20 protein-coding genes and 1 pseudogene are annotated in these 22,099 nt (G+C 64.3%); 11 read left to right on the top strand and 10 right to left on the bottom strand.

Translation table 11 applies throughout. The features are described from left to right. The first annotated feature begins 53 nt into the window (after positions 1–53). Positions 54–1,136, top strand: coding sequence for a substrate-binding domain-containing protein (locus tag NF551_RS04365; protein WP_227895220.1), 1,083 nt, complete (start codon positions 54–56; stop codon positions 1,134–1,136). Positions 1,137–1,329: 193 nt separating this feature from the next. Next, entirely contained in the window at positions 1,330–2,454 is a 1,125-nt protein-coding gene (locus tag NF551_RS04360) for a Gfo/Idh/MocA family protein (protein WP_227895221.1), read from the top strand. Positions 2,455–2,505: 51 nt separating this feature from the next. Here the strand turns inward: NF551_RS04360 and NF551_RS04355 are convergent, their stop codons facing one another. After that, entirely contained in the window at positions 2,506–2,703 is a 198-nt protein-coding gene (locus NF551_RS04355) for a hypothetical protein (protein ID WP_227895222.1), read from the bottom strand. A gap of 158 nt (positions 2,704–2,861) precedes the next feature. Between NF551_RS04355 and NF551_RS04350 the strand changes: the two genes are divergently transcribed. Further along, entirely contained in the window at positions 2,862–4,331 is a 1,470-nt protein-coding gene (locus NF551_RS04350; RefSeq protein ID WP_227895223.1) for a glutamate-cysteine ligase family protein, read from the top strand. 149 nt (positions 4,332–4,480) lie between these two features. Then, positions 4,481–4,874, top strand: a pseudogene (locus NF551_RS04345) (Hsp20/alpha crystallin family protein); the annotation flags it as partial. A 357-nt stretch (positions 4,875–5,231) separates the two neighbouring features. On the opposite strand, the gene NF551_RS04340 reads toward NF551_RS04345, so the two are convergent. Both NF551_RS04340 and purH read right to left on the bottom strand, forming a co-directional pair. Next, positions 5,232–6,452 (bottom strand): NADP-dependent isocitrate dehydrogenase, encoded by a 1,221-nt coding sequence (locus NF551_RS04340; RefSeq protein WP_227895224.1) that lies wholly within the window; start codon positions 6,450–6,452, stop codon positions 5,232–5,234. Between the two features lie 182 nt (positions 6,453–6,634). Then, positions 6,635–8,248, bottom strand: a complete 1,614-nt coding sequence (purH, locus tag NF551_RS04335; RefSeq protein ID WP_227895225.1) for a bifunctional phosphoribosylaminoimidazolecarboxamide formyltransferase/IMP cyclohydrolase — start codon at positions 8,246–8,248, stop codon at positions 6,635–6,637. A 278-nt stretch (positions 8,249–8,526) separates the two neighbouring features. Here purH and NF551_RS04330 point away from each other — a divergent pair, with 278 nt between their 5' ends. Next, complete coding sequence (locus NF551_RS04330; RefSeq protein WP_227895226.1) at positions 8,527–9,879, top strand: MFS transporter; 1,353 nt, start codon at positions 8,527–8,529, stop codon at positions 9,877–9,879. A 33-nt stretch (positions 9,880–9,912) separates the two neighbouring features. Here the strand turns inward: NF551_RS04330 and purN are convergent, their stop codons facing one another. Beyond that, on the bottom strand, positions 9,913–10,491 hold the full coding sequence (purN, locus tag NF551_RS04325) for a phosphoribosylglycinamide formyltransferase (protein WP_227895227.1): 579 nt from the start codon (positions 10,489–10,491) through the stop codon (positions 9,913–9,915). A 39-nt stretch (positions 10,492–10,530) separates the two neighbouring features. Between purN and NF551_RS04320 the strand changes: the two genes are divergently transcribed. Both NF551_RS04320 and NF551_RS04315 read left to right on the top strand, forming a co-directional pair. Continuing rightward, positions 10,531–10,974, top strand: coding sequence for a hypothetical protein (locus tag NF551_RS04320; RefSeq protein ID WP_227895228.1), 444 nt, complete (start codon positions 10,531–10,533; stop codon positions 10,972–10,974). Positions 10,975–11,002: 28 nt separating this feature from the next. Beyond that, positions 11,003–11,848: a hypothetical protein gene (locus NF551_RS04315; RefSeq protein WP_227895229.1), complete on the top strand. Its 846-nt coding sequence runs from the start codon at positions 11,003–11,005 to the stop codon at positions 11,846–11,848. Positions 11,849–11,874: 26 nt separating this feature from the next. Here NF551_RS04315 and NF551_RS04310 read toward each other — a convergent pair whose 3' ends face one another. Both NF551_RS04310 and NF551_RS04305 read right to left on the bottom strand, forming a co-directional pair. Further along, positions 11,875–13,197, bottom strand: a complete 1,323-nt coding sequence (locus NF551_RS04310; RefSeq protein WP_227895230.1) for a cell division protein PerM — start codon at positions 13,195–13,197, stop codon at positions 11,875–11,877. Positions 13,198–13,269: 72 nt separating this feature from the next. Continuing rightward, positions 13,270–14,016, bottom strand: coding sequence for a sulfite exporter TauE/SafE family protein (locus NF551_RS04305; RefSeq protein ID WP_227895355.1), 747 nt, complete (start codon positions 14,014–14,016; stop codon positions 13,270–13,272). A 28-nt stretch (positions 14,017–14,044) separates the two neighbouring features. Here NF551_RS04305 and NF551_RS04300 point away from each other — a divergent pair, with 28 nt between their 5' ends. Beyond that, positions 14,045–14,674, top strand: a complete 630-nt coding sequence (locus tag NF551_RS04300; protein WP_227895231.1) for a DUF1684 domain-containing protein — start codon at positions 14,045–14,047, stop codon at positions 14,672–14,674. A gap of 27 nt (positions 14,675–14,701) precedes the next feature. Further along, on the top strand, positions 14,702–15,553 hold the full coding sequence (locus tag NF551_RS04295; protein WP_227895232.1) for an MSMEG_6728 family protein: 852 nt from the start codon (positions 14,702–14,704) through the stop codon (positions 15,551–15,553). A 2-nt stretch (positions 15,554–15,555) separates the two neighbouring features. Here NF551_RS04295 and NF551_RS04290 read toward each other — a convergent pair whose 3' ends face one another. From NF551_RS04290 to NF551_RS04280, 3 genes are all read right to left on the bottom strand, one after another. Further along, on the bottom strand, positions 15,556–16,443 hold the full coding sequence (locus NF551_RS04290; RefSeq protein ID WP_227895233.1) for a hypothetical protein: 888 nt from the start codon (positions 16,441–16,443) through the stop codon (positions 15,556–15,558). Next, positions 16,440–17,093 (bottom strand): DUF6318 family protein, encoded by a 654-nt coding sequence (locus tag NF551_RS04285; protein ID WP_227895234.1) that lies wholly within the window; start codon positions 17,091–17,093, stop codon positions 16,440–16,442. The genes NF551_RS04290 and NF551_RS04285 overlap by 4 nt, the downstream gene beginning before the upstream one ends. A gap of 134 nt (positions 17,094–17,227) precedes the next feature. Beyond that, the gene (locus NF551_RS04280; RefSeq protein ID WP_227895235.1) at positions 17,228–17,776 is read right to left on the bottom strand and encodes a hypothetical protein; all 549 of its coding nucleotides are present in this window, start codon (positions 17,774–17,776) and stop codon (positions 17,228–17,230) included. Positions 17,777–18,213: 437 nt separating this feature from the next. On the opposite strand from NF551_RS04280, the gene NF551_RS04275 reads away from it, so the two are divergent. Next, positions 18,214–19,659: a stealth family protein gene (locus NF551_RS04275; RefSeq protein ID WP_423721518.1), complete on the top strand. Its 1,446-nt coding sequence runs from the start codon at positions 18,214–18,216 to the stop codon at positions 19,657–19,659. Between the two features lie 44 nt (positions 19,660–19,703). Here the strand turns inward: NF551_RS04275 and NF551_RS04270 are convergent, their stop codons facing one another. Continuing rightward, positions 19,704–20,420 (bottom strand): FadR/GntR family transcriptional regulator, encoded by a 717-nt coding sequence (locus NF551_RS04270; protein WP_227895237.1) that lies wholly within the window; start codon positions 20,418–20,420, stop codon positions 19,704–19,706. Between the two features lie 213 nt (positions 20,421–20,633). Between NF551_RS04270 and eat the strand changes: the two genes are divergently transcribed. Next, positions 20,634–22,067 carry an ethanolamine permease gene (gene eat / locus NF551_RS04265; protein ID WP_227895238.1) on the top strand — a complete coding sequence of 478 codons (1,434 nt, stop codon included), beginning with the start codon at positions 20,634–20,636 and terminating at the stop codon, positions 22,065–22,067. Positions 22,068–22,099 lie beyond the last annotated feature (32 nt).

The following is a 22,099-nucleotide window of genomic DNA, read 5'->3' as shown; positions in this document are numbered from 1 at the left end:
TTGATCCGCACCACCAAGAACCACCCGCACCACCAATCTAGAGAAGGAACACCATGCGTAAAATCGCAAAGTCATTTGCCGTCGTCGCCACGGTGGCAGCACTGTCGCTGTCCGCCTGCGGCCGGGCCGATGAGTCCGCCTCGGGCGAAACCGCAGGTTTCGAAGAAGGCTCGGCAATCGGCGTAGCACTGCCCCAGAAGACCTCGGAGAACTGGGTCCTCGCAGAAGGCCTGTTCAACGACGGCCTGAAGGAAGCCGGCTACGAGCCGCAGGTCCAGTTCGCCAACGGCGGTGTCTCGGAGCAGCAGAACCAGATCAGCTCCATGATCACCAACGGTGTCAAGGTCCTCGTTGTTGGTGCCATCGACGGCGCCCAGCTGGGCTCGCAGCTGCAAGAAGCCAAGGATGCCGGCATCACCGTCATCGCTTACGACCGCCTCCTGACCAACACCGAGAACGTCGACTACTACGTCGCCTACGACAACTTCCAGGTCGGCCAGCTCCAGGGCCAGGCCCTGCTGGACGGAATGAAGGCCAACAAGCCCGAAGGTCCGTGGAACATCGAGCTGTTCGCCGGCTCCCCCGATGATGCCAACGCCCAGGTCTTCTTCGACGGTGCCATGGACGTCCTGAAGCCGGAAATTGAAGCCGGCAATCTGAACGTTGTGTCCGGCCAGACCGAATTCAACCAGGCTGTTACCCAGGGCTGGAAGGCCGAGAACGCCCAGAAGCGCATGGACACCCTGCTCTCGGGTTCCTACGGTTCGGAAGAGCTTGACGGCGTCCTCTCCCCCAACGACACCCTGGCCCGCGCGATCCTGACCTCCGTTGCCGCTGCCGGCAAGCCGGTTCCGGTTGTCACCGGACAGGATTCCGAAGTTGAGTCCGTGAAGTCCATCATGGAAGGTGTCCAGTACTCCACCATCAACAAGGACACCCGGGCCCTCGTTGCCCACACCATCGACATGGTGAAGGGCCTCGGCGCCGGCGAAGAGCTGGAAATCAACGACGACGAGTCCTACGAGAACGGCGTGAAGGTTGTTCCGGCTTACCTCCTCGAGCCGCAGATTGTCACCAAGGACAATGCTGCTGAGGCCTACGCCAACGATCCGACGCTGGCCGAACTGGTCAAGTAACTCCAGTTCATCAGCACAAGGCCCGGGCTGCTTTCCTTTGGAAAGCAACCCGGGCTTCGCTGTCCACGCCTGCCTCCTGCCGCCCTCCGGAACGGGAGTTCCTGTTGGGGCTGGGCAGTACAGGGCGCGGACCATAAGGTAGTTCTATTGCCGAGAGACTAGTTGCCCAAGCTACAACCGAAAGCCGAGGATTATGAGCGCCCCGCAGTTTATCCGCACACCGCCGTGCGTCCTTCAAGGGGCGCCGAGCCCGGTGCAGGCGACCGGACGAATCCTCCGCTGGGGCGTTGTGGCCACCGGCCGCATCGCAGCGCGTGTCACCGAAGACATTGCACGCCTTGAAGACGCTGTCCTGCAGGCCGTCAGTTCCCGCTCGCAGGCTACCGCAGTGGAGTTCGCGGACCGGTTCGGTTTCGCCTCCAGCTACTACGACGACGAGGCCCGGGGCAAGGGTTACCAGCAGCTCTTCGAAGATCCGGACGTCGACGTCGTTTATATCGCTTCACCCCACGCGCAGCACTATGAGCTGACCCGCGAAGCCCTCGAAGCCGGCAAGCATGTCCTGTGCGAGAAATCGATCACGATCAACGCCGCCGAAATGGCGGACCTCATCGAGGTGGCCTCCCGCCACGGGGTATTCCTGATGGAAGCGGTTTGGTCCCGGTTCCTTCCCTGCATCAACAGGCTCTGGGAAATCCTCGCCAGCGGCGAACTCGGGGACATCCACTGGGTCCAGGCGGACCTGGGCTTCCCCGCACCCTATGACCCCGCCAGCCGGCTCTGGGATCCGGCGGCCGGCGGCGGCGCGCTGCTGGACCTCACGGTGTACCCGCTGACCATCGCCGTGGGAGCGCTCGGTTTCCCGCAGCGTGTCCATGCCATGGGAGCGTTGAACAGCGACGGCGTCGATACCCAGAACGCCCTGAACCTTGGCTATGATTCCGGCGCCGTTGCCCAGCTGACCTCTTCACTCCTGGCCTCCGGACCGCGGACCGCCGTGATCTCGGGCAGCGAGGGCTGGGTGCGCACCGGTGCGCCGGTGCACAACCCCGTGGAACTGCACATCCAGCAGCACCAAGGCGAAACCAGGGTGGAACGGTTCCAGCAGGTGGGCAACGGCTACACCTATGAGCTCCGGGAGGTTACCCGCTGCATCCAGGAAGGGCTGACCGAAAGCCCTACGATGCCGCTGGCTGACTCCCTGCGGACCATGCAGCTCTTTGATGAGGTCAGGGCTCAGCTCGGCGTCCGGTACCCCAATGATGACCTGCAGGCTGCCGCCTCGCATGCGTTCAGCAAAGTCCCGGGTTCCGCCTAGGCCAGCCAAGGCGGCGACGCCGGCGGATGCTTCCGCCGGCGTCGTCCTTTTCTAGGCCCCTGGGAGCCCGCCGAGGCCTCCGGAGAACTTGCCGATCAGGTCCTGCGGATTGACTCCGAGCTTGCTGAGCAGGCCCGAATCCTTGTCCGTGTCCACCTTGTCGGGCAGCTGGGATTCCGCTTCGCCGGCCTGGTCGCCGCTCCCCCGGTTTTTCAGGAAATCAATAATCTGCTGCTTTCCAATCTCCATGCTGCGTCTCCTTGCTCTCTGCCCAACCGATCCGTTCCAATCCCGAGCCTAGGCGCAAGCCTGCGGCGGGCAACACCCTTCCCGGCTGCGGCAATCACTGCCGCAAGAGCCCGTGCCGGGTGCTATACATAGCCCGCATCGCGTGGTTATCTTCAACCATGGGAGCAGAAGTCACCTCGAAGTCCTTTAGCCGGGAACAGCGGACCAGGTATCGTGCACGCCTGCTGGAGAACCTTGACAGGTTTGCCGGATTCCTCGGCACCGCAGAGTTCGCCGACACCGCCAGCATCGGTGTGGAGCTGGAACTAAACCTGACCAATGATGACTTCACTCCTGCCCTGCGGAACACCTCGGTGCTGGCAGAGATCGCCGATCCTGCGTTCCAGACCGAGATGGGCGCTTTCAACATCGAGATGAACCACCCTGCGCTCTCCATCCGCGGCCAGGGGCTGATGGAGCTCGAGGAAAGCCTGCGCCGCCAGCTCAACCGTGCCGACGAACTCGCGGCCAAGGCGGAAGCCAACATCCTCATGGTCGGCATCCTGCCCACCCTGACACCGTCAGTGCTCGACGGCGATGCCTGGCTCAGTTCCGGAGCCCGCTATGCCGCGCTGAACACCTCGGTGCTGCAGGCACGCGGCGAAGATGTCCATCTGTCCCTGACGGGAGCGGAGACGCTCACGCAGTATGCCAAGAACATTGCACCGGAAGCGGCGTGCACGTCCCTGCAGCTGCACCTTGAAGTCAGCCCCTCCGATTTCGCTCCGGCATGGAACGCGGCACAGCTGATCGCAGGACCGCAGGTTGCGCTGGCCGCCAACTCCCCCATCTTCATGGAGCACGTCCTGTGGCAGGAAACCAGGATCGAACTCTTCAAGCAGGCCATCGACACGCGTCCGCCGGAAATGCGCAACCAGGGGGTGCGGCCGCGGGTCTGGTTCGGTGAACGGTGGATCACATCCATCTTCGACCTGTTCGAGGAAAACGTCCGGTACTTCCCCGCGCTGCTGCCCGAGGTATCCCCCTCCAGTTCAGGAACCACGGAGTCCGGCGCACCGCTGCTGCCGGAACTGCGGCTGCACAACGGCACCGTGTACCGCTGGAACCGGCCGATCTATGATCCCGGGACGCACACCCCGAACCTGCGGCTGGAAAACCGGGTCCTGCCGGCGGGACCGACAGTCCTTGACGTGACCGCCAACGCGGCCTTCTTCTACGGCCTGGTGCACACCCTGCGCACGTCGGACCGTCCGCTGTGGACCCGGATGGCCTTCAAGACGGCGACGGACAACTTCCTCGCCTGCTCACGGCTGGGTTTGGAAGCCTCCGTGTACTGGCCCGGCATCGGCGACATCCCGGTCGCCGAGCTGGTGGTCCGGCACCTGGTCCCCATGGCCGCAGACGGGCTGCGCGAACTCGGCGTCGACGACGCGCTGGTGGAGCGCTACCTCTCGGTCATCGGGGAGCGCGCCCGCAGCGAGCAGAACGGTGCGGCCTGGCAGGTCTCCGTCCTTAACAAGCTCGAGGCAACCGGCTTCGACCGGGCATCGGCGCTTGCCGAGATGACCCGGCGCTACTGGCACCACATGCACAGCAACGAACCAGTCCATTTGTGGCCGGTGGACTGACTTTGTGCGTGCCCGCGGCCTAGTCTGGAAGGACCGGCATTTCCACTTGGTGCCGGAGCGGTAATCGACCCTTCGTTTATTCATTCATTTTCGCCAGTGAAAAACACATGCACCCGCCCTGCGGGACGGGTGAAAAGGAGTTGATGAGAATGGCCATGAAATTCGATCCTTTCCGCGAACTGGACCGTGTGGCAGGCGCTCTCCTGGATCCGCGGCAGCGGCTGCGGCTGATGCCCATTGATCTGTACCGGGAGGGCGACCACTACATCATGAACGCCGACCTTCCGGGTATCGATCCGGGGTCGGTCGACGTCGACGTGGATGGCCAGCTGCTGACCATACGTGCCGAGCGCACGATCCACGTCCCCGAGGGGGCAACGTGGCTGACCCGTGAGCGGGAATCGGGGACGTTCCTGCGCCAGCTCAACCTGGGCCAGGGCATCGATACCGAGGGCATCTCCGCCAAGTACGAGAACGGCGTCCTCAGCGTCTTCATCCCGGTCAGCGAAAAGGCAAAGTCCCGCAAGATCGAGGTGTCCTCTTCGTACAGCGGTGACAGCAACGTCATCAGCGGAGAATCCTCCTCCGAGTCGCTGTCCTCCGTCAGCTCTTCCGGAAGCGGGTCCTCCGGCAGCATGGGCTCCTCAGGATCCGGTTCGGGGTCGGGTTCCGGATCGGGGATGGGTTCCGGCAGCTCCGGTTCCGGTTCCGGCATGGGGTCCGGCGGATCAGGATCAGGTTCCTTCGGCTCCGGTTCCTCAGGGTCCGGTTCAGGCTCAGGTTCAGGTTCAGGCTCCTCCGGTTCCGGTTCCTAGTCCGGTACCTTCAAACACGAAACAGCCCCGGTCCATTCGGACCGGGGCTGTTTTGTGTTCTCTGTCTAACTGAGAAACCGGGGTATTAGCCCAGGCGCATCTTGAGGTTGTCATCCAGTGCGGCGAGGAACTCTTCGGTGCTCAGGTACGGCTGCTCGGGTCCGACCAGCAGTGCCAGGTCCTTGGTCATCTTGCCGGATTCGACCGTCTTGATGACGACGTCTTCAAGGGTCTCGGCGAAGTTGATGACCTCGGGGGTGTTGTCCAGCTTGCCGCGGTGCATCAGGCCACGGGTCCACGCGAAGATCGAGGCGATCGGGTTCGTGGAGGTGGGCTTGCCCTGCTGGTGCTGGCGGTAGTGGCGGGTCACGGTGCCGTGTGCTGCTTCAGCCTCAACGGTCTTGCCGTCCGGGGTCATCAGCACGGAGGTCATCAGGCCCAGCGAGCCGAAGCCCTGTGCCACGGTGTCGGACTGGACGTCGCCGTCGTAGTTCTTGCAGGCCCAGACGTAGCCGCCTTCCCACTTCATCGCGGAGGCAACCATGTCATCGATCAGGCGGTGCTCGTAGGTGAGGCCGGCTGCTTCGAACTGGTCCTTGAACTCGGCGTCGAAGACTTCCTGGAACAGATCCTTGAACTGGCCGTCGTAGGCCTTCAGGATCGTGTTCTTCGTGGAGAGGTACACCGGGTAGTTCCGCTGCAGGCCGTAGGCGAAGGATGCCCGGGCGAAGTCCTTGATGGACTCGTTGAAGTTGTACATACCCATGGCAACGCCGCCCTCTTCGGGGTACGTCACAACGGTCTGCTTGATTTCTTCGCCGCCGTCAGCCGGGGTGTAGGTCAGCGTCAGGGTGCCGGCGCCGGGGACCTTGAAGTTGGTGGCCTTGTACTGGTCGCCGTGGGCGTGGCGGCCGATGATGATCGGCTTGTTCCAGCCCGGGACCAGGCGCGGGATGTTGGAGATGATGATCGGTTCGCGGAAGACGACGCCGCCGAGGATGTTGCGGATGGTCCCGTTCGGGGAAACCCACATCTTCTTCAGGCCGAATTCTTCAACGCGGGCTTCATCGGGGGTGATGGTTGCGCACTTGACGCCTACGCCGTGTTCCTTGATGGCGTTGGCTGCGTCGATGGTGACCTGGTCATCCGTGGCGTCACGGTTCTGGATCGAGAGGTCGTAGTACTTGAGGTCAACGTCCAGGTAGGGGTTGATCAGGCGGTCCTTGATGAACTGCCAGATGATCCGCGTCATCTCGTCGCCGTCGAGCTCTACGACAGAGCCCACAACCTTGATTTTGTCAGCCACACGGTCTCCTTGTGGAATGGGGGTCCGCGGACATGGCTTTAGACATGCGGGGACCCGGCTTTTGGGTCTGGTTTCTGTGTCCAACTATGCCACAGCGCTGAAGCGCTCCCTAAACTGCGGGCCACACGTAGTCATGCGTGCAGCCCGCAGCGGGGCGATCGTCAGGTGGCGTTCAGAAGGCCCTAGTGGAAGAAGTGGCGTGCGCCCGTGAAGTACATGGGCACGCCCGCTGCGTTGGCCGCAGCAATGACTTCTTCATCCCGAACGGAACCGCCCGGCTGGACGACGGCGCGGACGCCGGCGTCGAGCAGGATCTGCAGTCCGTCGGCGAAGGGGAAGAACGCGTCGGAGGCCGCCACGGATCCGCGGGCACGCTCGTCGTCACTGCCCGCCAGTGTGTTGGCCCTTTCCACGGCGAGCTTGCAGGAATCCACCCGGTTCACCTGTCCCATGCCCACGCCCACGGACGCGCCGTCGCGGGCCAGCAGGATGGCGTTGGACTTGGCGGCACGGACCGCACGCCAGGCGAAGGCGAGGTCGGCGAGGGTCTTCTCATCTGCGGGTTCCCCGGCTGCCAGGGTCCAGTTCGCGGGGTCATCACCTTCGGCTTCAACAGTGTCCGGCTGCTGCATCAGCACGCCGCCGGAGACCTGCCGGAACTCCAGCGGGTTGCGGCCGTAGCCGTCGGGCAGGGTGAGCAGGCGGATGTTCTTCTTGCGGGAGAGGATCTCCACGGCTTCGGGGTCGAAGTCCGGGGCGATGACTACCTCGGTGAAGATGTCCTTCACCGTTTCCGCCATCCCGGCGGTCACGGTGCGGTTGGCGGCGATGACTCCGCCGTAGGCCGACACCGGATCGCAGGCATGTGCCTTCAAGTGGGCGTTGGCGATTGGGTCTTCGGCGCCGGGCGAGGCTACGGCCACACCACACGGGTTGGCGTGCTTGACGACGGCGACTGCCGGTTCCTCAAAGTCGAACGCTGCGCGAAGGGCGGCATCGGCGTCGACGTAGTTGTTGTAGGACATGGCCTTGCCGTGCAGCTGGTCAGCCTGCGCCACACCGGGCAGGGAGTCCTGGTCTGCGTACAGCGCCGCAGCCTGGTGCGGATTTTCGCCGTAGCGCAGCACCTCGGAGCGCTCCAGTGCCATGCCGGTATACGCGGGCCAGGTTGCCCCGGCTTCGGTGCCGTCACCGAACTGCGCGGCGGTCCACTTGGCCACTGCCGTGTCATACGCAGCGGTGTGGGCGAACGCTTCGGCGGCCAGACGGCGTCGTTCGTTGAGGTCAAAGCCGCCTTCAGCGGCGGCTGCGGTCACAGCGGCGTACTTGGACGGATCCACGACGACGGCGACTGACGGGTGGTTTTTGGCAGCGGCGCGGACCATGGAGGGGCCGCCAATGTCGATCTGCTCGACGACGTCGTCCTGGGCAGCGCCAGACTTCACGGTTTCGACGAAGGGATACAGGTTCACGACCACGAGGTCGAAGGGTTCGATGCCCAGTTCCTCGAGCTGGTCCCGGTGGTCCTGGCGCCGGCGGTCTGCCAGGATGCCGGCGTGCACGCGCGGGTGGAGCGTCTTGACGCGGCCGTCCAGGCACTCCTGGAAGCCGGTGACTTCGGCAACCTCGGTGACCTCGATGCCGGCTGCGGCGATCTGCTTTGCGGTGGAACCGGTGGAGACAATGCTGACTCCCGCGGCGGAGAGGCCCTGAGCCAGTTCCGTCAGGCCGGTCTTGTCATAGACCGAGATCAGGGCCCGGCGGATGGGTACACGGTCAAGGGGGGTGTTGCTCACGGAGTCACTCCAAGTTTTGATCGGCGAATCGATGCACACGGACCTTCTGGCGGCCCAGTTCCGAGTTTAGGCGCTGGCTGCCCGCGGGACAGGGCCGCAGGTAATACTCGCGGCCCGGGCCGTCACCCTTTTGACCCGGCCGCTTCGGGGGTTTCGGGCGCCCCTGCGCCAGGCACCGAAAGATTACGGGACGGAGTCCGGCGGCGGCGTCGTTCGTTGTAGAGTGTGGGTCAGTTATTGTACTTCTGACCATAACTCGGTTCTGAGAGGCGCCACCCATGACGACAACGCATGCCCTGCCCACGGGTGACGAGGTAGTCCAAAACCTTCCCTGGCGCTGGCGCGTCCAGGGGCGGATCTTCCTCATTGGCGGGCTGGGCTTCATGTTCGATGCCTGGGATGTGACCCTCAACGGTGTCCTGATACCGCTGCTCTCGAAGGAGTGGGACCTGGTACCTGCGCAGGCGGCCTGGATCGGTACGGCGAACCTGCTGGGGATGGCGATCGGCGCCTTCCTGTGGGGCTCCATTGCGGATGCCATCGGCCGCAAGCGGGCGTTTACGGCGACGCTGCTGATCTTCTCGATCTTCACGGTGCTGGGTGCCTTCGCGCCGGACATCGCCTGGTTCTGCGTTTTCCGTTTCCTGGCCGGGGTTGGGCTGGGCGGCTGCGTTCCGGTGGACTATGCGCTGGTCGGCGAGTTCACTCCCCGGAAACAGCGCGGGCGGGTGCTGACGGCGATGGACGGCTGGTGGCCGGTGGGCGCTGCCCTCTGCGGTGTCACCTCGGCGTTCATCATGGCCACCGTCGCGGACTGGCGGTGGACCATGCTCATCATGGTGGCCCCGGCCCTGCTGGTTTTCTGGGTCCGGCGTTCCGTGCCGGAATCGCCGCTGTTCCTGGTCCGCAAGGGCCGCGCCGACGAAGCCCGGTCCGTCATCAACGACCTGATCCAGCGCACAGGCGGCACACAAACGGAATGGCGGCTCCCCGAGGCGGAGGCGGCACCGAAGTTCTCCCTCCGGGCCATGGGCAGCCAGCTGGGCGAAGTGTGGCGGACCAATCCGAAGAATACGGTCACGGCCTGGTCGCTGTTTGTTACCATCCTGCTCGTCTACTACCTGGCACTGCAGTGGATGCCCAAAATCCTGGTGGATGCCGGCTACGCCGAGTACAAGGCGTTCCTGACGACCTCCGGCATGGCCGCCGTGGGACTGCTGGGCGTCATTGCTGCTGCACTGCTGGTGGAGCGGGTGGGCCGGAAGTGGCTGCTGGCGCTCACCGGTCCGGCTGCCGCCGCTTCGCTGGTGGTCGTTGCCCTGGTGGTGGACGTGCCCGCTGCGGCGACAACGTGGCTGCTCATCTACGGTTTTGTGGTGCAGGTGGCCATCCCGGTGCTCTACACCTACGTGTCCGAGCTCTATCCAACCCAGGTTCGCGCCAGCGGCTTTGGCTGGGCCTCGACGGCCTCCCGCGTGGGAGCCGGGTTCGGGCCGCTGCTGTTTGTCTCGGTGCTGTGGCCGTACCTGGGCCTGCCGCTGTCCTTTGCCCTGGCTGGAGTGCTGGTGCTGCTCTCCGTCCTCTGGATGGCCTGGTTCTCACCGGAAACCCGCGGCGCGGCGCTCGACTAGCGGCCGGCCCGGATGTGCTGGTTGGCCTCCGGGCTAGGGCTGCGGCAGGCCGTCCTTGCTGATCTTGCGCAGGGTTTCGATCAGGAGCCGGCGCTCCTGCACTTTGATCCGCTCATGCAGGCTTTCCTCGGTATCGCCGTCGAGCACCTCGACTGCCGCCTGGGCAAGGATCGGGCCGGTATCGACTCCGGCGTCGGCAATGTGGACGGTGCAGCCCGTGACCTTCACGCCGTACGCCAGGGCGTCGCGGACGCCGTGGGCTCCGGGGAAGGACGGCAGCAGGGCCGGGTGCGTGTTCACGTACCGCCCTTCGAAGGTGTCGATGAAATGCTCGTCAACAATGCGCATGAATCCTGAAGACAGCACGACGTCGGGCTGATAAGAGGCGACCTTGTCGGTCAGTGCGCGGTTCCAGTCGGACCGGACGGGATAGTCCTTGAAGTTCACCACGAAGGTCTCGTAACCAGCTGCGGCTGCGCGCTCGACCCCGTAGGTTCCGTTCCTGTCCGCACCGACGGCTGAGATTTCGACGTCGAGCTCCCCCGCCGCAACGGCGTCGAGCACGGCCTGCAGGTTCGAGCCGGTACCGGAAACCAGAACAACAATTCGCATGTGTCAACCTTAAGTGCAAGCGTCGCCTAGGCTTAATCCATGAACAACGACGGCCCTCCATTGCAAGCGCGACCGCCGTTCCCACCGGCAACCCGCAAGCCGGAACCTACGGAAGCCCAGTCCAAAGAGGCACGGTCCTACCTGTGGGTCTTCATTGCACTGCTCACCGGCATGCTGCTCAGCTCGGAACTGGCCCTGCCGTGGAAGCTCCTCCCCCTGGCCCTGGGCATTGCCGCCATGGTGGTTGGCATCATGACCATGGTGAAGATCGTCCGCTACGGAATGCACCGCATGCTTCGCGTCATTGTTTCCATGGGCCTTGCCGCCACGGCGTTCATGACGCTGGGCCTCGCGGCCATGGTGGCGCTGTGGCCGATGACCGCCCGGTATGAAGCGTGCATGCAGTCGGCGCTGACCGTTCAGGCTACAGAAAGCTGCATCAAGGACTACACGAGTTTCGGCGGAATGCTGCCGCAGCCCTGAACGGATGGGCTGGGGGACGAACCTGATCATGAGCGCTGATGGACTGAGCCTGTTCGGAGTGCCGCTGGCCGAAACGGCAGAGCCGGTCGAGGCGGACCTTATTGCCCTGGCGTATGCCCCGGACCAGTCCGTCCTCCAGGCAAAAATCCCGGACCTGCTCAGGGCCTGCTCAGAACTGATCGGCATGGCCCTGAAATCCAGCGGAGAGGTTCCCGCAGGGGAACTGACCCTGAGCGAGTCCGTAGACCATGCGCTCAGCTCCCTGCACCTTGCCCGCTATCACGCCGCGCTCCAGGTCCTGCTGGCCCTCAGGCAGGGGAACCCGGAGCCGGACAGCGAAGCGCTGCGCACTGCGACAAGCCGCGGAGCCGTCCTGACCTCGCTCATCACTTCCGCCCAGCTCTGGGAAGCGGCCCCTGATGGCGGCGGTACCGGGCTTTGGAGCACGGACCATCTCGAGGAGCGCTACTCAGAACGGCTGGGGGCTGCGCTCGAGGCGAGGCCGCCTCTCCATCAGCTCCAGCACGGGTGCACCTACGACATCCCCCAGGCGCCCGTTTCCGACCAGGGCCTCGAGCCGGAGTCCGCACGCAGGACACGGACGCTCCGCCGCCGCTTGGAAGCTGTTGCCTTCCGCTTCAACACGTCGCTGAGCGAACCGCGGTCCGACACCTACTACGAGCTCTCGGACCTCCATGAGCTGATCATCCACCTGCGCCTGCACCAGACCAGATTCGGCAGTCCGTCCCGGCCGATGAGGCCGGTGGCGGATATGGTTGCCATGGCCGGGTCGAACATCATGACGGCGTTCCTCCACCACCGGAAAGAGGAGAGGGAGAGGGAGAGGGAAACGGAGACGGAGACGGAGCGCTAGCCTCACAGCTGCCCGCCCGGCACCGCCTAGGTTCGCGCGCTGCCGAGGGCGTCCGATGCGGGGCGCCGGAACTTCTCCCGCTCCAGCCACGGGCCCGCCGCGTAGCCGATGACCGCGCCCACAGCCACCTCGGCCGCAATCCAGATTCCGGTCCACAGCGGATCGGGACCCACATCCACGAACCGTCCGATACCGAGTGAGCCCCGCGAGAGAAGCGCAGCACCAGCTGCAAAGAACCCGGCGACGATTCCGATGATGCCGCCGAGGCACACTGTCGAAACGGTGGCTGTGAACCAGCGTGCATCTACCTTGATCGCGAGCCATTCATCGAAGTGGTTCTCCCCTTCCCGCAGGAACCACCAACCGGCGAGGACTCCTGCCGCAACCGGGATCAGCAGGGCTGCGTAGGCGAATTCCATCTGCCCGCCGGGGAGCGCTGCGAGCACCGGAAGCGCGGGCAGAGGCCCCACGGTGGTTTCCAGCGGGCTGATCGTGCTTCCGGTGCCGAGGCTGAAGCCCGCGCCTGAGGCCCACGAAAGAGTCCAGGCCACGAGGTTGGGAAGCAGGCCAAGCTGCCCGACGGTGAGGACAACGCCGCCGATGATTCCGGCGTCGAGCCTCTGGTAGACCGCCGCCATCTGGGTCCAGTTCATGGCCAGTGCTGCGACCAGGAGCAGGGCAGAAAGGCTTACCGCGGCGGTGACGCCCACGGCTCCGGCACGGACCGCGGCCCAGAGATAGGAGCCGGCCCAGCGCGAATGCTGGCTGGTGCGGGCGATCCAGTCGGTGAGGTCAACGCCGATCAGCCGGACCCAGGAGCCGGCCTCCTGCCGGGCCCCGATGATGACGCCCAGGCCGGCCGCGATAAGCGGGATGAGTCCGCCTGCCACGAGCGAGATGCTTACGTCCTCATTGGCGGAGAAGTAGGCTGCGGCGACTCCGAGCATGGCGTATGTCCCGAGGGCACCGATCAGGGCCTGCCACAGCTGATCGGTGTAGGAGGCCCGGGCCAGACGGCGTCCTGCCCTCCAGCAGAGGAAAAACGGAATGAGGGTCAGGCCGAGCGGGATGAGGGACAGCAGCCCTGCGCTCTCTTCCGGGCCGATGGTGCCAGCCGGCAGGCTCAGGGTAAGCGGCACTCCGTGCAGCAGGAGCCAGGCCTGTCCGCTCAGCCGTGCCAGCGACGCGTAATCCCGGTCGGAGAACCCGTTGGCGGCCCAGACCCCGGTCAGGGGCAGGATGACGACGAGGGCAGAGAGCACAGCGGCCTGCCCCAGTTCGAACATTCCCTGCAGCCACAGCGGCATGGGCAGCACACCCGGCTTTTTCGGGCGCTTAAAGAGTTTCATCGCTCTCTATCGTGCCATTGGGGACCGGCGGCACGGCTCAGGTGCCCGGCGTGAGTCGGTGCCGGCCAGGTTCTACCCGAGCAGATCGAAGATTCCCTTGACCATCGCCGTCGCTGCTCCGAGAAAAGCGATGACGATGACCGCGAACCGTACGTGGTCATCCCGAAGGTGCTTCTGGAGCCGCTCCCCGGCGTAGATCCCGCCGACGATCATTGCGGCAATCAGCGCCCACGCCAGGAAGCTGAACGGGGGCATCTGCGACGGATCCATGGTGAGCTTCACTGCCAGGGTCACAGCGGCGATGGTCACGAAGAACGGCTGCAGCGTGGCCGCAAACGGCCGCTGCGGCCAGCGGGCCATCACGGCATAGGCGCTGACGGCCGGACCGCCCACCCCCGCAACGGCGTTGGTGACCCCGGACGCGAACCCTGCCACGGCCTTGGCTGTATTTCCCTTGACCACCACGGAATTGCGCGCCAGGACAAGTGATGCCCCCAACGCCACCAGGACTACAGCGCCAACGATCACGGCCATCGGAGCCGCGGGAAGGAACACCGCAGCGATCGAGGCGGGAATGCTGCCGGCAACGGCGGGGATGGCCAGCCAGCGGTACATGCTCCAGTCGACGTCCTTCCAGACCCGGAACATAATGAGCAGCGACGACACCAAACCGCACACGTTGACCATGAGCACGCCCTCATGCGCGCCGAGGATGATGACCAGGAACGGTGAAATCAGCAGGGCAAAGCCCAGGCCGGCAATCCTCTGGGCCACCGCGCCCACAAAGATCGAAGCCAGCACCACAATCAGAAGTCCCATAGTCACCCGAACACACTACGCTGGGCTCATGGTTTCCCCCGCTTCGGCACTCCGGACCGCAGACTGGCGTCGACACATGTTCGGCATTTATGACCAGGTGCGCCGGGCCGCGGAGGAGGAATCGCCGTCGGCCGCCCATTCCTTGTGGCGCCGCGAGCGGGACCGGATCTTCGCCTCCCATCCCGCCTCACCGATCGGAGACGAGGCCAAGGCGCGCTTCGAAGGGCTCAGCGTCGCACCTTATGATCCGGAACTCCGCTTCCAGGCAGTGATTGACGACGACGGAACGGGCGAGCATATGGAAGTTGCCACCGGCACCGACGGCACTGTCTTCTTTGAGCGGCTCGGGACCGTTTCGACGCCGGTGGGCGGGCTGGCTGTCTGGCGGCTGGAAACCTACGGAGGCGGGATCTTCCTTCCGGTCCGGGATGGCTTGGCCGGGGCACCCGGCGGCACCTACGGGGGCGGGCGGTATCTGCTCGACACCATTAAGGGAGCACATCTCGGGGAAGGGCCTGGAGACTCGCTGGTGCTGGACTTCAATTTTCTCTACAACCCGTCGTGCGCCTACGACGAGCGCTGGGCGTGCCCGCTGCCGGGTCCGGACAACCGGGTGGACATTCCGCTGCTGGCCGGAGAGCTGTATGCCGAGTACTGACGGATCCGAAGCGTTCGGAATGACCTGATGCAGACTTTCCTCCCCTATGAGAGCTTCGCCCGCAGCGCCCAGGTGCTGGATTCGCCGCGGCTGGGCAAACAGCGGGTGGAGGCCCTGCAGATCCTGCGGGCCCTGGCAGTGCCCGACTACGGCTGGCAAAACCATCCCGTGACGCGGATGTGGATGGGGTATGTGCCGGCTTTGACGTCCTACGGACTGGCCATGACGGATGCCTGGACCGGCCGCGGCTTTGCCGACACGGTCCGGAAGCAGCTGGTGGAGTTCGCTCCCGAGGCCGACGGCGGCGATGTTGCCCTGCCTCCGTGGCTCGGAGATGCTGCCCTGCACGAGAGCCACCGGTCGAACCTGCTGGCCAAGGACGATGACTTTTACGGTCCTTTGTTTCCCGATACTGAGCGGGCGCTGCCGTATGTCTGGCCTGAGCCCGCCTCCCCGGTGCTCCCGGCTGAACCCACGCGGAACGTGTTGTGGGTCGCCCGGCCGGTCCGCGGGCCTTCGGGGCCGGCCATCGAGTTGCCGATGCTTTCGGCCCGGGGAACCCCGGTGACCGGCAAGGCCGGACGGCAGCTGGAGCGCTTCCTGGATGTGGCGGACGACGGCGATGTGGTGGCCTTGCTTGGCCCCGATCCGTCAGTGCTGGAGCTGGGCACTGTTGGTCCGGCGACCCTGACCAATGATGCTGCCCGGCGGGAGGTTTCCGTCTCGGGACGCGTGACGCGTTCTGACTTCTCTTATCCCGCGCTGCTTCAGGACCCGCGGACGTTCTTTGCGGTTCCAGCGCCGGCAGGGGTGGCTGGCCGGCAATTTGCCTGCTGGCTGACTCAGCGGCCTGAACATCAAGACCCGCCCGGTGCCTGAACTCAGCAGCCAATCCCGGTTGGATTGACCAGGCAGTTGTCGGCAACGTTCCTGGACTCGGTCCGCCAGACACTGAGGACCTGTGCCGGTGATGTCACCTCCGCGCGTCCGTCAATCGGAATCAAAGGACCTCCGTTGACCGAATACTCTCCCGAGAAGAAGGTCGTCACCAACACCGGGAAGTCGCCGGTCTGCCCATAGACGTGGCTCGTTGCTGTCTGCTCACCCCATCTGGACTCAGGCAGCGGGCCTCCCGGAACTGCTGCCGGGCCGTAGGACGAACCGTCACCGTAATCAAAGGTGTATTCCGTCGGCTCCACCGCAATGCGGACTTCCTGGCCCAAGAGATTCATCTCGAAGACCTGTCCGCTCGCCTCGACATAGACATTGGTGTGGGCGCCGACAAGTGTGTGCGGGCTCGGCTGCAGAACCATGGAACCGGCGGCGATCGGAGCTTCCTGGAAAGCTGTGAGGACCTCCTCCCGCAATCGCTCCTGGAATGCAGCTGGGTCTTCCGAATAGATACAGGTCGGCTGGGAGCCAATCCTTTTCCATTCGGGTTCAGGTACGCCCTTGAACGCCGTCATCCACCACACCAAGCGTCCGTCAGGACCAGAATCACAAGACATTCCGAAAATCCGCAGGCACTCAAGATCACCGTTGCTCTCATCAAAGCAGGCCAGTTCGAACTGATACTGCATAGGGTCATCTGCCAGACCAACCTGAATATGCGACCAAGCTTTACTTACGGGGTCTTGATAATAATTAACTTCGCCCCTGACCGTCCCGGCATCCCCAAGCTCGCCCTCAGCATTTCCTGCGGCAAGAACTAGAGGCATAAGTGCCAGGGAGATAAATCCTCTTAGCGCTCTTTGCCTCGCGGAGATCATGGCAGTTTTTTCATTGTCACAATGTCGTAGGCAATCCAGGAACCATCTTCATAACGCCCGTTCAGGAGCTGAACGTATGTATCGCCCTCTCCAGTAGTGTCGATAAGGCCTTCCGGCCCATAAGACTGAATCGGGACCTGGGCAAACATGATCAAGGCCTGTCGCTCACCTGTTTCCGTCTGCGCGTATTCGGAGGCGATGGAATCAATGTCGATAAGGGAACCCGCGAGCCACTTGTCCCCCTCGTACCATCGCTCTAGTGCTGAATATACTCCGTTGCACGCAGTGCAATCCGGTCCGCTTATCGCTTTCATCGGCTCGACGTCACCTGTTTGATACGCATAGTTCGCTACTTCATACCAGTGCCGCGCGAAAGCGATCAGCCCTTCCTTGGACTCAACCTTCGCTTCCTCCGGCATCACCGGTAAAGGAACGTTCTCCGCGGGGCCGTCCGCCGAAGCAGGCTTGTAGGTCGCGGAAGGAGACGGAGAAGGAGAGGGGCTGGACGCCGTTTCGCTCGCCGAAGCACTCGGAGACTGCGCGGCATTGGCACCGGGATCCGGCGAATCCGAGCACGCTGACAGCGCAGCAACGCCGGCAAGGGACAAGAAAACCGCAGCAGCACGGCGTCGATCAGCGAGACTGAACATCAAGAACCCCCGGGTTGGCTATCCAATGTGCGGTAGATGCTACTCAAACTGCCGCAAAGCATAGTGACTTATCCACAGGAAGCCACCGAAATGGTAAGAAAACTCGAAAATGCCCGGTCAGCCGTGCCGCCGGATCAGTCAGTATTCCGCAGCGAAACCAGCATCCGCTTCACGTCCCGGAACTCCTGGGAATTTTCAAAAGCCGCGGCTTTCTGCAGGTGCTGCTCAACGCTGGACCCCTCATCAGCATGCACCGCCCCGGAGAACCGCCCACCGCTAGATTCCGTCAGGTCAAAGTAATCAAAAAGCCCGCAGGCAACTGCCTCGGGAGTCGGAACCGGCCCGCTGACCACCGCATACGTCACCTGTGCGCCGGCACCCGGAGCAGGAGACACCGACCGGTATACAAAACGCTGCTCCGTGCCGCCGGCCGACTCGAGTTCGGGCATCGGCTGGGCGTCATACTCGACATAGGCAGGAGGCTGCCCCGTTGGAGTGCAGACCAGGTCAGTAATGACGCCGGTATCCAGCCCGGCGATCAGCCGCCCGCCGCCGTCGCGCACCTCCAGCGACACACCCCCGGCAGGATCATTGGCGATCGGGTCGATCTCTTCCACCGCCCAGTCAGAGCGGTGCTCAAACTCCAGGGAAGCGGCATCAACTTCGTACCAGCGCCACGTCACGGGCTCCTCCTCGCTCTCCTGGGGCACTGCGCAGGAGGACAGAGTAAGCCCGGCCATTATTACTGCCGCAAACAGGGTGTTACGGTATTTCACATCGGCTCCCGGAAGTTTCCGCGTGCTCCAGTCAATGCTACGCATCCCCGGCAACACCGCCCATAGTTTCCGCGGTTCCCGGCATCCGATCGGCCCCAACCGGCCCGGCATCAGCCCGGAACCGGACACCGTGCAGCGCCGCACGCTTCCACCATTCACGTGTGCCCCCGCGGCACGACACTTCGGAGGCTCCCATTACCGACATCACTGCCGAGCACGACGTCTACTTCGGCACCCCGGAAGAAGGCCTCGAAGCCGAAGACCTGCAGACAGCGTCGCTGGCTGTCATTGAACGGGTGGAGCACCGCCCCAACGTCACCAAGATCAAGGGCCGGCTGACCCTGATGGACACCGGCCTCACTCCGCACCAGGCCATGGTCGAGGACCTCCTCTTCCTGCGCCGGGTCCTGGAGGACGCGGGCCTTGACTACCTGCTGGTGCGCGGCAACGACGAGCGTCCCGTCGTCGCCGTCGATGTCAGGCTCCGGGAGGAGCTGCGCCGTGCCCTGGTCAACGCATGCCGCGACGAACCGTTCTATTCCCGCAGTGTGGACACCGAAAAATCCCGCACACTGCTTATCGCAGACGGAGACCTGTCCCAGCACGAAAAGACCCGCATCTTCCGCATCTTCCGCCCCCGCGGAACCAGCGGGACGAACCTCGTCTTCGGGCCTTCAGCCGGAGTGCAGGTGGAACTCTGGGAACTCGGCGAGAAGGAAATCACCCTTCCGGTGGAAAACTCGCTGACCCGCCGGACCCTGCCCTCCTCCGAAGTAGTGCGCGGCAGCGTGGACAAGCACGGCCTGACCTGGCCGACCATCGAGAACATGTTCGCCGACCATGCCACGGACATCCGCTTCGACGTCGACCTGGTCTTCTCCTGGGTGGACGGCAGCTCCCCCGAATACCGGGCCCGGCGCGCTGCCTTGATGGAGAACGCCGTCGTCGGCGAGGGCGACGACCACGAGGCCCGCTACCGGCAGATCAATGAACTGAAGTACGCCCTGCGCTCGGTGTACATGTTCGCGCCCTGGATCCGGCGTATTTTCATCGCCTCGGATTCCCCGCGCCCGGACTGGCTGGCCGATCATCCCTCCGTCACGTTCGTGCCGGCCGTGGAGCATTTCCGCGACCCCTCCGTGCTGCCCACCTTCAACTCGCAGGCCGTTGAGTCCCAGCTCCAGCACATCCCCGGACTCTCCGAACACTTCCTGTATTCCAACGACGACATGTTCTTCGGCCGCCCGGTGGGACCGGACCTTTTCTTCTCCCCCGGCGGCATCACCAAGTTCATCGAGGCCAGCACCCGAATCGGACTGGGCGCCAACGATCCCGAGCGCAGCGGCTTCGAAAACGCCGCCCGGGTCAACCGGCGGCTGCTGTGGGAGCGTTTCGGCAGGGTCACCACCCGCCACCTCGAACACACCGCGGCTCCGCTGCGCAAAAGTGTCCTGGTGGAAATGGAAGCTGTGTTTCCGGAGGAGTTCGCCGCCACAGCCGCCAGCAGGTTCCGTGCCAAGGACAACATCTCCGTCACCAACTCGCTCTACCACTACTACGCGCTGCTGACCGGCCGGGCGGTCACGCAGGAAACCGCCAAGGTGAAATACGTGGACACCACGTCCTACCGGGGCCTGAAGTCCATGGACCATCTCCTGGCCAAGCGGAACAAGGACCTGTTCTGCCTGAACGACGGCTCCTTCCCCGAAGTCTCCGCCGAAGAACGCACCGACCGAGTGACGGACTTCCTGGAAAAGTACTTCCCCATCAAGGCACCCTGGGAGAACTAGGAACTAACGCGCGACGCCGGTGCTGCCGCCAGGTCAGGACGCCGCTAGGTGAGGAAGCCGCGGAGCAGGCGTTCGGTCCCCTCCAAGTGGGCGACGGCGGCAGCCTCGGCTGCGTCTGCGTCACCCCTGAGGATCGCCTCGGCAAGTTCGCGGTGCTGGGCCTGGGAATGGTCCAGGTTGGTCTGGAGCAGCGGAATCCGGTCCAGCAGGTCGCTGGTCTGCGCCCGGACATCCGCAACGGCTGCCACAAGCCGGGCGGATCCCGAAAGCTCGGCCACGGCAATGTGGAACCTGGAGTCCTTGGGCCGGAACGTGTCAGTGTTCGCTTCATCCACCTCAGCGAGCGCCGAGAGCAGGTGGGCCCTGGCCGCCGCGGTCAGCGTCGCCTCCGCAGCCAACCGTGCAGCAGCCGGTTCCACCACCCTGCGGAACAGCAGCACGTCCTGGACATCGGCGGCGTCGCTGTCCTGTGAAAGGGCAGCCGTGCCCGGCAGCACCGTAGCGGCGAAGGTGCCCCCGTACCGGCCCCGGCGTGACTGCAGGTAGCCTGCGCCCTGAAGTTCCGCGAGCGCGTCCCGCAGCGTCGCCCGGGAAACGCCCAGCTGCGCCGCGAGTTCCCGTTCGGGCGGCAGCCGCGTGCCGGCAGCATAAATCCCCAGCTTGAGTCCCTGCAGCAGCCGTTCGACGGTCTCTTCGAAGGCATTCCGCCGGCGTGCGGGCCGCGGCGCAAGACCTGCCGAAGCGAAGCTGGGGTCGTTCATGCAGCAAGCGTAGCCTCAAATGGATGGAATCAGACCAATGAAATATCTTCGCCAAAGCCCTTGACGGAACATACGAGCTGACAGCAGACTGGCCCCACATTCTCTATGGACTGAAATTAGTCCATTGCAATTCCTTTGCATCTCCATCCTGCACAGCGCGCTTCCACCTCTTCCTGCGTTTCATCCGGCCCCCTCTCCGAGAAGGACAACGGCATGGCTAAATCCCGGGTCGACTACACCAAGGTCGACGCAAACTACATGAGCCACCGGCAGCTCAAACGCGGCGCAGCAGGCTGGATCCTGCTGGCAGGCCTGGGCGTGGCCTACGTGATCTCCGGAGACTTCTCCGGCTGGAACCTCGGACTGGCGCAGGGAGGCTGGGGCGGACTGCTGATCGCCTTTGTGCTCATGGGCGTCATGTACACCTGTATGGTCTTCGGCCTAGCGGAGCTGTCCTCCACCCTCCCCACAGCCGGAGCAGGCTATGGCTTCGCGCGCAGGGCGCTGGGCCCCCTTGGCGGCTTCGCCACCGGCATGGCCGTGCTGATCGAGTACGCCGTGGCCCCCGCAGCCATCGCCACCTTCATTGGCGGCTACATAGAAGCCCTGGGACTCTTCGGCCTCACCAACTCCTGGCCGGTCTACCTGGTCACCTATGCCCTCTTCATCGGCATTCACCTGCGCGGCGTCGGTGAAGCCCTGAAACTCATGTTCGTCATCACCGCCGTCGCAGTCCTCGCGCTTGTCGCCACGGTGGTGGGACTGGTCCCGAAGTTCGACGCCGCAAACCTGTTCGACATCGTTCCCTCCAACGCCGCGGGGGCCAGTTCCTTCCTCCCGATGGGCATTGCCGGTGTCCTGGCGGCACTGGTCTACGGCATCTGGTTCTTCCTGGCCATTGAAGGTGTCCCCCTTGCGGCCGAGGAGACGGCCGATCCCAAGAGGGACATGCCCCGCGGAATCATTGCTGCGATGGCTCTCCTGCTCGTCTTCGGTGCCCTGATGCTGGTGCTGGTGCCCGGAGCTGCCGGTGCCGAAGCCATGAGTACCTCGGACAACCCGCTGCCGGAAGCACTGCGCATCGCCTACGGCGGCAACACGCTCCTGGCCGACTTCGTGAACTACGCCGGCCTTGCCGGCCTGGTCGCCAGTTTCTTCTCGATCGTCTACGCCTACTCCCGGCAGCTCTTCGCCCTCTCCCGGGCGGGATACCTGCCCCGGTGGCTGTCCCTGACCACCAAATGGCGCACTCCGTACATGGCCCTGATCGTCCCCGGCACCATTGGCTTCCTGCTCGCCGCGTTTACCCGCGACGGCGGCCTGCTGATCAACATTGCGGTCTTCGGCGCCACGGTCTCCTACGTGCTGCTGAACCTCTCGCACATCGTGCTGAGGCGCCGCGAACCGGATCTGCCGCGCGGATACCGCACCCCCGGCGGTGCGTTCACGACCGGCGTCGCCCTCTTCCTTGCAGTGGTAGCCGTCATCGCCACCTTCGTGGTGGATGTCCTGGCTGCCTCGATTACCGCAGGGATTTTCGTGGCGGCGCTGGCCTACTTCTGGTTCTATAGCCGGCACCACCTGGTAGCCAGCGCACCCGAAGAAGAGTTTGCGCAGATCGACCAGGCGGAATCGGAAATCAGGTAAGACCGGTACTACGACCTCGGAGTGTGGAAAGC

This window comes from Arthrobacter caoxuetaonis (genome assembly GCF_023921125.1).
Classification (GTDB): domain Bacteria; phylum Actinomycetota; class Actinomycetes; order Actinomycetales; family Micrococcaceae; genus Arthrobacter_B; species Arthrobacter_B caoxuetaonis.
This window is presented reverse-complemented; position numbering and strand designations above follow the sequence as displayed.

Coding starts and splice junctions, on each gene's coding strand:
- NF551_RS04365 (WP_227895220.1), top strand. CDS start 54: ATGCGTAAAATCGCAAAGTCATTTGCCGTCGTCGCCACGGTGGCAGCA.
- NF551_RS04360 (WP_227895221.1), top strand. CDS start 1,330: ATGAGCGCCCCGCAGTTTATCCGCACACCGCCGTGCGTCCTTCAAGGG.
- NF551_RS04355 (WP_227895222.1), bottom strand. CDS start 2,703: ATGGAGATTGGAAAGCAGCAGATTATTGATTTCCTGAAAAACCGGGGG.
- NF551_RS04350 (WP_227895223.1), top strand. CDS start 2,862: ATGGGAGCAGAAGTCACCTCGAAGTCCTTTAGCCGGGAACAGCGGACC.
- NF551_RS04330 (WP_227895226.1), top strand. CDS start 8,527: ATGACGACAACGCATGCCCTGCCCACGGGTGACGAGGTAGTCCAAAAC.
- purN (WP_227895227.1), bottom strand. CDS start 10,491: ATGCGAATTGTTGTTCTGGTTTCCGGTACCGGCTCGAACCTGCAGGCC.
- NF551_RS04320 (WP_227895228.1), top strand. CDS start 10,531: ATGAACAACGACGGCCCTCCATTGCAAGCGCGACCGCCGTTCCCACCG.
- NF551_RS04315 (WP_227895229.1), top strand. CDS start 11,003: ATGAGCGCTGATGGACTGAGCCTGTTCGGAGTGCCGCTGGCCGAAACG.
- NF551_RS04310 (WP_227895230.1), bottom strand. CDS start 13,197: ATGAAACTCTTTAAGCGCCCGAAAAAGCCGGGTGTGCTGCCCATGCCG.
- NF551_RS04305 (WP_227895355.1), bottom strand. CDS start 14,016: ATGGGACTTCTGATTGTGGTGCTGGCTTCGATCTTTGTGGGCGCGGTG.
- NF551_RS04300 (WP_227895231.1), top strand. CDS start 14,045: ATGGTTTCCCCCGCTTCGGCACTCCGGACCGCAGACTGGCGTCGACAC.
- NF551_RS04295 (WP_227895232.1), top strand. CDS start 14,702: ATGCAGACTTTCCTCCCCTATGAGAGCTTCGCCCGCAGCGCCCAGGTG.
- NF551_RS04290 (WP_227895233.1), bottom strand. CDS start 16,443: ATGATCTCCGCGAGGCAAAGAGCGCTAAGAGGATTTATCTCCCTGGCA.
- NF551_RS04285 (WP_227895234.1), bottom strand. CDS start 17,093: ATGTTCAGTCTCGCTGATCGACGCCGTGCTGCTGCGGTTTTCTTGTCC.
- NF551_RS04275 (WP_423721518.1), top strand. CDS start 18,214: ATGGACACCGGCCTCACTCCGCACCAGGCCATGGTCGAGGACCTCCTC.
- NF551_RS04270 (WP_227895237.1), bottom strand. CDS start 20,420: ATGAACGACCCCAGCTTCGCTTCGGCAGGTCTTGCGCCGCGGCCCGCA.
- eat (WP_227895238.1), top strand. CDS start 20,634: ATGGCTAAATCCCGGGTCGACTACACCAAGGTCGACGCAAACTACATG.